The following is a 14,174-nucleotide window of genomic DNA, read 5'->3' as shown; positions in this document are numbered from 1 at the left end:
CGGAAAATAAATAATTTTTATCCCCCCATTATCACCTATACCCCCCTTGTATAGGTGATTTTTTTACGCTTAATAAAATTATGATTACTAAAAATATATGGATAACCTATGAAGCTTGGTTATATCAATATTATATTTTTTGTTTTCTGTATATAAATCTTAAATTTGTAAATAATTATAGTATACGAAAAATATAATTTTATATCTCTCCCCTAATAAAAAGGTGCGATGGTTTTATAAAACCATCGCACCTTTTTTATTAATCAAACTTATATAAAACTTCTTCCTCAGTTCCAAATAAGTATATATATGCTTCTTTAACTTTCTTGCCTGTTAATGTACTCAACGCCCTACTGTATATTTCAAGCTGTTTAGTATATTTTTCTGTAATAGTACCTTTATTTTCTTCATTTACAAAGTCAGTTTTGTAATCTACTATAACAAGTTCATCATTTTCTTCAAAATAAGCATCTATTATACCTCTTACCATAAGTTTATCTTCATTTTCTATAATTTCTACTCTATCATCATTTTTGAATATATCACTCATGTTTATTTGTAAATAGAAAGCTTGTTCTCTTTTTAAATAATAAGAATTCAACATTCTCTTTCCTAAATTAGATTTAAAAAACTTTAATACTTTATATGGGTTTATAGTATCTGCCTGAGTTTGTGTTAATACTTTCTTTTTTACAGCTAAATTAATTTCTTCATTAATTTCATTTAAATTGCTTACTTTAGTTAAATCAACAATCTGCATGAATAAATGCATTATAGTACCTTTTTGAGCTCCAGTTAATTTGTTTTTACTTACATCTTCTTGTATAAATAATGGAGTTTTTATTTCAGTTTGCTTTTCAATTAATTCTTGAGCACTATAATCAATCTCTGCTTTATTTTCTAATCGTTTTATTTCAGTAACAGATATAGTTCCTGCCCTATTAACAGATTCCATAAATGGATATTTATAATCTAGCTTATATTTAATATCTTCATAGAATTCACTTTCATTTTCGCTCATATCTAAATTCGATAAAATTGTATCTATGCTTTCCTCTTCATCATTAAAAGTCTTTTCTATTAATATATCCGATCTTTCCCATATTCTAGTTTCCCAATTTGATTCATGGTTATTTAAGTAATTAGCGTCTAATTCAATTATACTGCGTAGTTCATCTAAATCTTTATGCTTTATAACTGCAGGCATTATCCAGTCTAAAAAATTCTTTCCTTTTAAAATTTGATATTCTGAAACAGGTCCCTCATTATCTAGATCTTCAGACCATTTTTTTATGCTGCTCTCTATATCTCTTACCGAACCTGTTATGATTAACTTCTCTTTAGGTCGTGTAAATGCAACATATAAAACTCTCATTTCTTCTGATAAGTTTTCCATGTTTATAGTTGTTTTTAATGCTTCTTTCGCTATACTAGGATATGATATTCTTCTCTCATAATCTACTAACTGAGGCCCAAACCCTAACCTATGGTGATATAGAATGTCTTTTCTAAAATCTTGAGTATTGAAATTTTTACCCATTCCTGCACATATAACTATAGGAAACTCTAGCCCTTTACTTTTATGTATACTCATGATTCTTACTACATTTGCATTTTCTCCTAATGTTTTAGCACTTCCCATATCAGAGTTCGATCTCTTTAATTTCTTTACAAAGTTTATAAAATTGAAAATCCCTTTAAAACTTGTTGATTCAAATTGCTTAGCTCTTTCAAATAATACCTTTAAATTAGCTTGTCTTTGTGTTCCCGCTGGTAGTGCGCCTACATATGCATAATAACCAGTTTCTATGTATATGTACCATAAAAATTCATCGGTACTCATATAAAGTGATTTATTTTTAAAATTATCTAATCTATCTAAGAAATATTTTATTTTTTTACCTAAATCTCCATCTTTACTACCTGCTATTTGTAAAGCTTCATAAAAACTTTTCTGTCTATCTTCTATTCTTATATCAATTAGCTCTTCTGGTGTAAACCCAAACATAGGTGACTTCAATACTGCAATTAAAGGAATATCTTGCATTGGATTATCAATTATTTGAAGTAATGCTAGTATTGTTTTTATCTCTATAGTATCAAAATATCCAATACCTGTATCTGCATATGTAGGTATATCCATATTCATTAGCTCTTCAACAAATACAGGTGCCCAACTAGATGTTGCTCTCAATAGTATTACTATATCTTTAAATTCTACATTTCTATATCCATCAATTTTTTTATCATAAACTTTTGTTACCTTCCCATCTTCATTGGGTTTCATTAAGTTTTTGATTATATTTCCTAACATTCTAGCTTCTAATTGTATGTTATCTATTTCTTCTTGTTCTTCCTCATTCTCCTCAGATTCATCTGATTCATTTTTAGCTTTAATATTTTTTTGTATTAAATGTATTTGGGCAGGTCCTCCCACTAACACATTTTCTTCTTCACACTCTTTAAAGCTTGCTCCTAAATTTAATCTTTCTTTTTCGCTATATTCGATTTCACCTATATTTTTACTCATTATATTTTCAAAAATATAGTTCGCACAATCTACAACTTCTTTCCTACTTCTAAAGTTCTTATATAACATTATCTTTCTATTTTTAGTACCTTCTTCTGTATCGTAAGTTGCATATTTTTCTAAAAATATTTCTGGTTTTGCTTGTCTAAATCTGTATATACTTTGTTTTACATCTCCAACCATAAATCGATTTGGATTTTCAATACTAGCGATAGTACTTAATAAAACTTCTTGAACCAAGTTACTATCTTGATATTCATCTATAAATATCTCTGAGAATTTTTCTACATATATCTTAGCTACATCTGATGGTATTATATTTCCATCTTCATCTTCATCTGTTAATATAGCTAATGCAAAATGCTCTATATCATTAAAATCTATAATTCCTTTTTCTCTTTTCTTTTCTTGATACTTTTCTTCAAACGATATTATAAGGTTTGAAATAGAAGTTACAACTGGATATAAATACTTTATTTCATGACAAATCTGTTCATTACTTTTATAAAAAGTTGATCCTATTATACTCTCTAATGATTTTTTATTTTTATCTCTTATAGATTTAGCATTTTCTCTTGCTTTTTTTATGTAGTCAGGCGTATCTTTTCCTAACCTTTTAACTCCTTTTGCGAAGTTTTCAAATTGCATATTGCTCATAAAGTAATATGTCTTATCCCAGCCTTCATTACAAGCACTTAATATATTTAATATTTGAGAATACTCTATATTTAATTTTTCTTTATAAGTTTCTAATTCGTCAATTCCATCTACGTATTCAATCGCACCTTTCATACTAGATGCTATTCCATCTATCTCTATTTTTACATTACTTAATATTGATTCTGACCATATTGAATTTGAAAAATCAAAATCATCATTTATATTAAATAATTCAGCTGAATCTTCTAACCATTTTTTAGGGTATGGTGATGCCATTGAGAAGTTATATATAGATAATATTATATCTTGTAAATCTTTATCTCCTCTTTTTTCTGCATAACTTTCCACTAAATTTAAAAATCCCTTATCTCTTGATTCATAGTATTGTTCAAAAATTTCTTCTATACATTCTTGCTTTAAAAGAGAACATTCTGTTTGATCTCCTATTCTAAAGTTAGGATCTATATTTATTTTATGAAAATTTGATTTTATTACATCTAAACAGAATGAATGTATAGTTGTAATGCTTGCTCTATTTAATAAAACTAATTGATTTTGTAAATGGCTATTTTCAGGATTTTTATCTAATGCCTTAGCTATGGCATCACCTATACGCTCTCTCATTTCTGAAGCAGCTGCATTTGTAAATGTAACTACTAATAATTTATCTATATCTACTGGCTTTTTAGTATCTGTTATTATCTGTATAATACGTTCAACTAGTACTGCTGTTTTCCCTGAACCTGCAGCAGCTGCTACTAGAAGATTACAATTTCTGCTATCTATTACAGCTTGTTGTTCGTCTGTCCACTTAGGAGAACTCATTATTCAACCTCTCCTCTCATTTTATTAATTATTTCATCTTGGCTTTTTTTGTTTATAATTCTATAACTATTGTCTTTAAATGTACTATCAAATAAACATATAGTTGCAAAACTGCAAAAATCACAAGATGTTGATTCTTTAGTCTTATATGGAGCTATTCCAATATGTCCTTCAAGCATATTTTTGCTTAACTCTTTGATTGTATGTTTTACATATTTTCTAAGTATTGAAAACTCTTCTTCATTTACACCTGATGTGTTTTTTGAAATAGTTCCATCTTTGTTTATAGAAGCTGGTATAACTAATGATGTTGCTTTTTCTCCTTCAGGTAATGTATTGTCCATTTTTCTAATTATATTGCTATCCTTTAATACAAGACCTTTCATTTTAAGCTTCTTTAATATTTCTTCTCGTATACTATCATCTTCTTTATCTTCATTCGATTTAATAATAGGATCGTCTATTTTAAAATAAAGTATAGCAGCAGGATTTATATCTCCATCATTGTATTTAGCACTTTCTAATATTGCATCTAGATAAACTAATAACTGTAGCTGTAATCCATGATATACATCCGTAAGACTCATATCTTTATTCCCAGATTTATAATCTACAATTCTTATATATTTTTCTTGCCCATCTTCAAACATGTCTACTCTATCTATTTGCCCTATTAAGTTTATCTCTTCTCCATTTTCTAAAACAATTTTAATAGGTGGGTATTTTCCCTTTACTCCAAACTCTACTTCATAGTCTGTAGGATCAAATGATCCTTTTTTAATTTGATTACTTATAATAGATATAGCTGATACAAGCATATTTCTTAATCTATATGCTAAGTACTTATATCTTGCTGAACTTTGTAAGATATATCCCGGTATCTTAGATATTAAATCATCAACTATTATAGTTACTTTTTCTACTATATACTCGTCTGTTATATCTCTCCAGTCTAAATTATCTTTAGATAACTGTTTTGAAAACTTATCTAATATATTGTGTACAAATGTCCCAAAATCAGGAGGAGTAAACTCAAATTCTTTTCTTTCTTTTGCTTTTAGTCCATATTGTATAAAATAAGCAAATGGACATTGAGCATATTTTTCTAGCCTAGAAACACTAAATGTTTTATTGTCATATAGTGCTCTTATTTTTTCACTTTCTATTTGCTTAACTTGATTTGTATAGTTTAAACCTTCTATTATATTTTTTGCTCTAATGTAATAGTCATCATTTTGTATGAAGTATTTGTATGCATCTAGCCACACAAAATCTATATATTTTTCTTCTTCAAATTCTTTTATAGCTTTTATAAGTTCATTAAATACAGGTGCCTTAGTAGTTATATCTTCTACTATTTCTTCACTTGAACAATGTTTTATATCACTTAAATAGCTTGTGTTTTTTATATTTGGAAATATCTTTTTAATCCTAGACACTATTATTGATGGTCTTAATGTTTTTCCTTCATGATCAGCAATTGGGTATGTAACTGTTAATGAGCATTTAGTTGATGTTAAAGCTCTGTACACTAAAAATTGTTCTTCAAATGTTTTAGTTTTACTATCAATATCAACCTCTACTCCATTATCCCCTAAATTTTTTCTATCACTATCATTTAATATTCCATTATCTTTTGATATTAGTGGAAAAATTCCATCTGTAGTTCCCATTAAATATAAATGTTTTGTATTTGGATTTTTCATCCTGTCTACACTACTTACTAGAACCTGATCTAGACTTGGGGGTACTGTTGCTAATTCATACTCATCAAAACCAATACTTATTACTTTTATAAATTTATCTAGGTTTATCGTATCCTCTCCCATAATCTCTACTATTTGGTCTAGTATATCAACAACAATCTCCCAAACCTGAGCATACTGATTAGCTAAATCTATTTCATTACTTTCTTTAAATTTATCAATCATTATTTGTATAGTGTTAGGTATATTTATATCTAATAAAAATTCATATATATATTTGCATATATCTTTTGCTTTATTTTTCCCTTTAAGTTTTTCTTGTAACTTAATTATAGGTTTTATTATTACATCTTTTATTTCATTAACTCTATTTATTATATCTATTTCATAGTCATTCTCATCTTCATTTAATTTATGATATACTCTATAATTCCACTTTTCTTCAAACCATCTCTTACCTTTTATTCCATTCGCTAAAACATAGTTTTCTATTAAACTAATATCTTCTATGCTTATTCCTAAAAGGCCGCTTTTTAAATACCTAAACATGGTTTCGTAATTATATCTTCTGTTTTGCATTTCTAATGCTGCTATTATTAAAACTATAATAGGATTACTTTTAGCTTCTTTTTTACTATCTATAAAATTAGGTATCTCATACTCATTGAATATAGATTGGACTAAAAAATCATATCTATTTAAATCTCTAGTTACTACAGTTATATCTCTATATCTTGCCTTTTTATCTCTAACTAAAAATACTATTTCTTTAGCTATTTGCTCCACTTCTGAATATAAGTTGCTAAACTCTTTTATAGCTATACTTTCTGTTTCTTCTTCATATATTTTATAAGGATATGAATAATAATTTCTTTCAAGGTGTTCTAATTCTTTGTTTCCTTCAAATCTTTTTATTTTACTTGCATTTAAACTTATTTCAGGCTTAATTCTAACTCCTGATTCTAAGCATAACTTTTTTAATTTTTCTTCTGTAAATTTAGTACGAGAAAAAACATCTGTCTTGTTATAAGTCTTAACTAAGTTGTTATCTAATGTTAAAGTTACATTTACTTCTGCGGCTTTATGTAATAAACTTTTTATTACTCTATATTGATTTGGAGTAAAACCTGTAAATTCATCAATGTAAATTATCGCATTGTCAAAGTAATTACAACTCTCTATCTTGTCCGCTAATGATGCTAATAAATCTTGTGAATCTATATAGTTTTCATGTAGTATGTTTTCATAATTGGCATATATCTTACTTATATCCTGAAGTTTTAGTTTAAGTGTTTCACTTTGCACTTCTCCAGCTATATTTTCTAAGGATTCATGAGAAATACTATATTGCTTAAACTCTGATATCATATCAGCTATAGTACCTATAAATCCAGGTTGAGAGGCTGCCTTTGAAAATATTTCAAGGTCTCCACTAACCCCTTCTAACGCTTTATAAATCATCATAGATCTACCACTAGCATTTATATTTATATCTGTTAATCCTCCAACCTGAGAAAATACTATATTACTTAATGTTTTAAAACTAAGTACTCTAGCTCTAAGGTATGGGTCTTTTTTTAAATAATTACTTAGTCTTTTTTCACTTTCAAATGTATATTGTTCTGGAACTAGTAGTATTATAGGAGATGTTCCATCATCAAGCACCTGCTTAGAAATTTCTTCTAAACAATATGTTGTTTTACCACTACCGCCTCTTCCAAATATAAATCTAAGGCTCATATATTTCTTCCTCCAATGTGCTATAGTTTACAGCTTCATTATTACATAATTTATTAAACTCACAAAACTTGCAATGTTTAATATTTTTTATATTTTTTTCTTCATCGTAATTTGTATTTAATATATTTCCTATATAGTTTTCTAATTGTTTTTTATTTATCTTATGTTTTTCATTGCTATATTTAATTGTTATAGGCTCATTATAATACTCTGGCTGATAATAACTTAATGTTATATTTTCATAATCTATGCCTAAATTATATATTTTACCAATAGTTTCACTTGCTAAAAATAAATAAACTAAAGTTTGAACTCTATTTTCTACATCTTTATATTCTATCTTTCTATTTTCTGATTTCCAATCCCAAATACTTATACTGTCCTTATCTACTACAACTAAATCAAATTTAGCCTGTATTTTAAAATTATTCAAACTATATCTAACCTCATACTCTGGAAGATATAGCTTATCATCTTTTATAGGTATCAATCTTTTAATTTTTTCTAACCATATATTGAATTCTTCATTATTTAAAAATTCTATTCCAGTTGGTATATTACTAAAATACCTCTCACATATTAAATGGAAATCTGAACCTAATTTAAGATTTTCATAGTAATCTCTGCTTCCTTCATCATCTTGTTTCCAATTTAATTTATCTACATATTTAAATTTGAATTTTAATGAGCAACTTCTATAAGTATTTATAGAGTTTTGACTAAACAAGAAATTCTCTAATTTTTTATTCAACAATATCACCTCTCTTCACTTTTATAAATCTACCTAAGCTATTAAAATAAAAAGATGGTTTTTGTTGTTGCTTTTTATTTGTTGTATTATCTTTATAACTATGTCCTGATAACATCAACATTTCTTTTGCTCTTGTTATCCCTACATACAATAATCTTATTTTTTCATTTATTATATCTATTTTATGCTTGTACATAAAATCCTTCGGGGCATCACCAGTTACTATTGACTCAACCTCAGACTTTGCTATAGCTACTGGATTTTTATATTTATCTTTTAAATACCATAGTTCTCCCTGGAATTTTTGTTTTATATCTGCTGGAAATTTAAACTCTGTTAAATCAAGCAAAAATACAACATCCCATTCCATACCTTTTGACTTATGGTATGTGCAAACAGTAATTCCTCCTGGCTTAGGTTCATATCCATTTATTTCATATATTATTTCGCTTATGTAATTAAATACTCTATTTCTATCATCTAAAAGTATTTTTGATATATCGTATAAACTTGTATTTGGATTATCAAGTATTAGGTATCTAACATAAAATGCTATATACTCTACCATAGCCTTTTCTTCATCTGATATTTCTATATTTTCACCAATTATCAATATTAGTTCATCTACTTTTATAGATTCATACTCTATTATATTTTTTAAACATTCTATCCCCTTTTTAAAGGTTAAATATATTTCATCTCTATTATCTATAACAATATCTTCTATAACTGTTTCTGTTTCATATATTATATCTTCACTTTCATATTTTTTTAATTTACATAAAAACTCATCTTTACCTATTTTATTATCAGAATTTATATACACCTTTTCTAAAACATTAATTAATTTTTCTGTACTATCACACTGAGATAAAAAATCAATTATATAACCTATGTTATTTATTATCTTCCTTTTATGTGATGAGTTTGGTCCTAGTTCATCAAACTCTAAGTTATGAGCTTCCAAAACTTGAGCTACTTCCCTCACTTGATTATTAAATGGAACTAATATGCCTATACTTTTATCTTGTGTATTAGCTTTTATATACTCTACAAACTTTACAGTTTGTACTATTTCTTTTTCCCATGTTTCATACCATTTTGCATTCAGTAAATATTTATCGGGTTTAGGATTTTCTTTATATCCCTTACCATCTGGCACTGTTTTTATTTCCATATCTTCTAGCGCACTTTTACACTCTTCTAAATAAAATTCTTTCGTAATTAATTTTACTAGTCTATTTGATAATTCAATAATATCTTTAGAACTTCTGTTAGACATATCCATTTTATAACAACTATCTGCTTCTTCCATAAACTGTTTAAAAAACATTGGATCTGATGATGAGAATGTTCCATTTATACTTTGGTTTACATCTCCAACACGAACTAAATTATTATTATCTTCAGATAATAGTTTTATTATTTTTCCTTGAAGTTCATTGGAATCCTGACATTCATCTTCAAATATATATGAATATCGCTTTTGAAACTTAATTTTTAAATCTTCATCACTGCTAAGTGCTTTATATGCTAATATCAAAATATCATCATAATCTAATAATCCATTATTTTTTAACTTTCTTTCATAGTCTTTGTATATAGGTAAAATACATTTTAATATTCCTTTGTGTCCATTTAAAATTATATTTTCTAGTTTTTCTGGTGAAATATCCTTGTATTTTAACTCACTTATAGAGTTTGTAACCAAATCAAAAAAACCTTGGTTCCATGACTCTAAACATCTATTTCTCCATTCTTCGTCTCTTTGTTCTTTAACAAAAAAATTAAAAGCTTTTTCTCCTCCGTTATTTTTGAAGTTATTTATACTCTCATTTAATATAATACTTTTCTTTAAGTCATCAACTATGCTAAATTCATCACTTAACATTACAATTTCGGGCTTTTCTTTTATTATTTTTACTGCCAAACTATGAATAGTCATTACTTCATATGAATTTTTATCATCTATATCCTTTTCATCTAATAATTTTGCTATTCTACCTTTAAAATTATTAACTGCACTATTCATATAAGTAAGTATTAGTATTTTCCCTGGTCTATGCTTGCCTTGACTTATTAATTTTGCAACTAAATTTGTAACTATAAAAGTTTTTCCAGCTCCTGGTACTGCTGGTACCGCCATAGTTCCACCTTCATAATTTATTATAGGCGTTTGATCTTCTCTATAATTTATTTTCATTAAAATCACCTTTATCTATTAACTTTAAAATCAATCCATACAAACTTCCTTCTTGTATGTACCCATTTACTGTATATTCACTTTTATATGCATATACTTTTTCAGTATTTAAAAGAAGATTATATATTGTATTTTTTAAATAATACTCTTTATAAAATTCTTCAACATCGTCAGTATATATATTTCCTTCAATAAAAGATTTTTTTAAAACATGTACATTACTTATTTCTTTTTCAGATTTCATACTCCACATGTTACTGCCTATATCCAACCAAATTTGTATATCACTTTTCATATTATGGGATATGTAAGTATATGGAGTAGTCAACACAACTAAGTCTTCATCTTTAAAATCTTCTAATTCTAGTAAAGTATAATAATCTTTTATGCTTGATTTTAGTGCTTCTATAAATATTTTTTCCTTTGACTTATTGTTATTTATTCCTAATAAAGCTATATTCTCTGTAAAATTTTCACTTTCTTGAATTATCTTTTTACAAATCTTCACATTTTCTTTTCCTTTTGGAAGTTCTAATAATTTATCAATATAAAACTTAATTAAAAACTCATAAATATTTACATCATCTAACTTCTTACTTCTTATGTAATTTATTATTTCATTATATTTATCAGACTCTAATTTTTTACTTAATATTTTTTTAGCTCTAATTTTATTCGTATTTAATAAAAGGCTTATAAAGCTAATATAATCTTCATTATTTAAAAGTTCTTCACATTCATAAAATATACATGAAGCTACCATTAGTGCATGTGCATAAGGATAATCAATTATTCTTTTATCTTGCTTTGTGCTATAAAATCCTATGTTATTTTTTAATAATGTATTTTTTATTTCATACTCCGTAATAGTATTGTTTATTGGTGAAATAATAGCTATATCCTTTGCTTTATACCCCTTGTTAATTAAGTCTACAGCTTTATTGCTGACCTCAATTAACATCTGACTATATAGTTGCATATTTTGATTTAATTCAATGTCTTTATTTAATTTAAATAATTCACTTATATTTACTTCACTTGTTTCACTATTTTTAATAAACTTGCATTTATTAAATAATTTATCTTTTATATATTTCATATCTACATTATTAAATGCAGCATAATCTTTCGTCTGATTTATATACATATATGATTCTTTTACACTATCTAACAATATATCTATAAAATCAACTTCACTTGCTGTACAGTTTTCCAAACTATCTACTATTAAATAATTCACTCTTCTTCTCAAGTTATTTACATATTCCTCATCTTTTAATAAAAATTCATTATACAAATAAATTGCTATTGAATTATCCATAGTTGAGTTTTTTAATAATAAATCTAGGTACTCATTTATTATTTCTTGCATTTGACTGTATGAAAATCTATCAATCTTACTTTGGTTATGTTTAGAGTAATAAATTCTATTACCTATATCATTTAAATCTATTAAACTTTGACATCCCTTATTTATATTAAAGCTAATACTACTTGCAATATTTCTGTTAGATGCAGTTATATCGTTAAAAAAGCCCTCTACAGTCCTTTTTTCTTTAACTATTTTATTTAAAATATAATCGCTCAAACTACTATTTATAATAGATGGTTTTACTTTATGATTAATTATATTATTATATTTTTGCTGTATAATTGGCCAAAACTTCACTACTTCTTTTATTAAAAATGAGTTGTATGCTGAAATATTTATTTCTTCACTTACCTTTAAGCTTATTAACTTGTTATATTTAAATTTAATTTTGTTGTTTGGTACTAATAATAAAATATTATTTGTTTTATATGACTCTTTATTTGCAAACTCTATATATTTATCCTTAATATCATTAATTTTTCTATCATTTAAAATATCATTTACTATAATATTCATAAACTATCCCTTCCTTTATAAAGTAATTATACCATATAAAAGAACATGCTTTCGGCTATAATCCTGTTATTAAAATTGTCCGTATAATGTAATAAGTGTGTAGTTATAACTACACACTTATTACATTATTTTTATCAATGCTATATCTTCATTATTAACTTCAAAGTCTTTTATAACAAAATTATTCATAACTATATTTTCAAACCTATACTTTGAACTATCAAAATCAATATACTGACAATCAAATATCATGTTCTCATTTAGATAATCTGTATTAATACGCTTTAATACAACTCTATACATAAAATTCCTCCAATTAAACAATTTAGTCTATATTATAATTATTTATTGGACTTACTATTTTTATTCACTTTTACCTATTTATTCAAGTATTTTTTTATTATACTATCAACGATGTACTTACTTGCAAGACCATCTCCATATGGATTTGAAGCTTTGGACATTTTTTCATAGCTTTTTTTGTCTATTAACAATTCCTTTGCCGTATCATATATATCTTTCGAATTTGTTCCTACTAATTTCAATGTACCCGCTTCTACTCCTTCAGGTCTTTCCGTTGTATCTCTAAGAACCAAAACTGGTCTTCCAAGAGACGGAGCTTCTTCTTGGATACCTCCACTATCAGTCATTATTAAATAAGACTTGCTCATAAAATTATGAAAATCTATAACGTTTAAAGGCTCTATTAAATGTATTCTCTCATTATTACCTAAAATATCCTCAGCAATAGTTTTAACTTTAGGGTTTAAATGTACAGGATATACTACTTGAACATCATTAAATTCGCTTACTATCTTATTTATGGCTTTAAATATATTTTCCATATTTTCGCCCAAGTTCTCTCTTCTGTGAGCAGTAAGTAGAATCATTCTATCACTTTTAATTTTATCTAATATTTTATTGTTATACCCTTTTTTGATAGTTGTTTTTAAAGCATCTATAGCCGTATTTCCAGTTACATAAATATCATCACTACACTTTCCTTCTTTTATTAAATTTTCCTTTGATGTATTGGTTGGAGTAAAATGCATATCTGCTATAATTCCTGTAACTTGTCTATTTATTTCTTCTGGATATGGAGAATATTTATTATAAGTTCTAAGTCCTGCCTCAACATGCCCAACATCACATTTATTATAAAATGCTGCTAAACTAGCAGACAATGTTGTTGTCGTATCTCCATGTACCAAAACTATATCTGGCTTTGATTCTCTTATTACCTCATCTATTCCTTCTAGTGCACTAACGGTTATAGATGTTAGCGTCTGATTGTTTTTCATTAAATTCAAATCAAAATCTGGAGTTATATTAAATATATCTAAAACTTGATCTAACATTTGTCTATGTTGAGCTGTTACACATACAACACTTTCAATTTCTTCTCTGCTCTCGAGTTCTTTTACTAAAGGCGCCATTTTTATAGCCTCTGGCCTCGTGCCAAAAACGGTCATAACCTTAATCTTATTCAAAGCTATCATCTCCTTAAATTTATTATTCGAATCTTAACTAAGTATAGTTATATCCAAATATAGATACCTTTAAATATATTTTCCCTTTTTCCTATATTTTATTTTAATACCATACCGTACAATCGTAATCTTTATTTATTTTTCATAACAAAAAGTGGTTAGTATTAAGTTACAATGCATAAGTCATTTTAAAGCATCTTTTCTTATTATTTAATCCATCTCGTACAAGCATAATCTTTTTATATTTTGCACAACAAAAAGTGGTTGATACTTAGTTTGTAGCGCAGCGGTCATTCAAAGCATTTTCTCAGCTTTATGACCCAAGCACAAACTAAATATCAACCACCACTTAAATCCACGTAAAATAAAAAAGATTACGCG

7 protein-coding genes are annotated in these 14,174 nt (G+C 26.5%); all 7 read right to left on the bottom strand.

Features of this window, described 5'->3' with window-relative positions; translation table 11 throughout:
• Positions 1–259: 259 nt before the first annotated feature.
• Positions 260–4,015, bottom strand: coding sequence for a helicase-exonuclease AddAB subunit AddA (gene addA / locus ACRDDE_RS07595; protein ID WP_438626692.1), 3,756 nt, complete (start codon positions 4,013–4,015; stop codon positions 260–262).
• Positions 4,015–7,461 (bottom strand): helicase-exonuclease AddAB subunit AddB, encoded by a 3,447-nt coding sequence (gene addB / locus ACRDDE_RS07590; protein ID WP_438626691.1) that lies wholly within the window; start codon positions 7,459–7,461, stop codon positions 4,015–4,017. Before addB ends, addA begins: the two co-directional genes overlap by 1 nt.
• A complete protein-coding gene (locus ACRDDE_RS07585; protein WP_438626690.1) occupies positions 7,451–8,212 on the bottom strand; it encodes a PD-(D/E)XK nuclease family protein in 762 nt (253 codons plus the stop codon). Before ACRDDE_RS07585 ends, addB begins: the two co-directional genes overlap by 11 nt.
• Positions 8,205–10,415: an ATP-dependent helicase gene (locus ACRDDE_RS07580; RefSeq protein ID WP_438626689.1), complete on the bottom strand. Its 2,211-nt coding sequence runs from the start codon at positions 10,413–10,415 to the stop codon at positions 8,205–8,207. The genes ACRDDE_RS07585 and ACRDDE_RS07580 overlap by 8 nt, the downstream gene beginning before the upstream one ends.
• Positions 10,399–12,303: a hypothetical protein gene (locus tag ACRDDE_RS07575; RefSeq protein ID WP_438626688.1), complete on the bottom strand. Its 1,905-nt coding sequence runs from the start codon at positions 12,301–12,303 to the stop codon at positions 10,399–10,401. Before ACRDDE_RS07575 ends, ACRDDE_RS07580 begins: the two co-directional genes overlap by 17 nt.
• A 120-nt stretch (positions 12,304–12,423) precedes the next feature.
• Positions 12,424–12,606 (bottom strand): hypothetical protein, encoded by a 183-nt coding sequence (locus tag ACRDDE_RS07570; RefSeq protein WP_053831374.1) that lies wholly within the window; start codon positions 12,604–12,606, stop codon positions 12,424–12,426.
• Between the two features lie 74 nt (positions 12,607–12,680).
• Positions 12,681–13,793, bottom strand: coding sequence for a non-hydrolyzing UDP-N-acetylglucosamine 2-epimerase (gene wecB, locus ACRDDE_RS07565; RefSeq protein ID WP_438626687.1), 1,113 nt, complete (start codon positions 13,791–13,793; stop codon positions 12,681–12,683).
• Between the last annotated feature and the right edge of the window lie 381 nt (positions 13,794–14,174).

This window comes from Paraclostridium sp., from assembly GCF_051656405.1.
In the GTDB taxonomy this organism is placed as follows: domain Bacteria; phylum Bacillota; class Clostridia; order Peptostreptococcales; family Peptostreptococcaceae; genus Paraclostridium.
The sequence above is the reverse complement of the archived record's forward strand: the minus strand, read 5'-3'. Positions and strand labels throughout refer to the sequence as shown.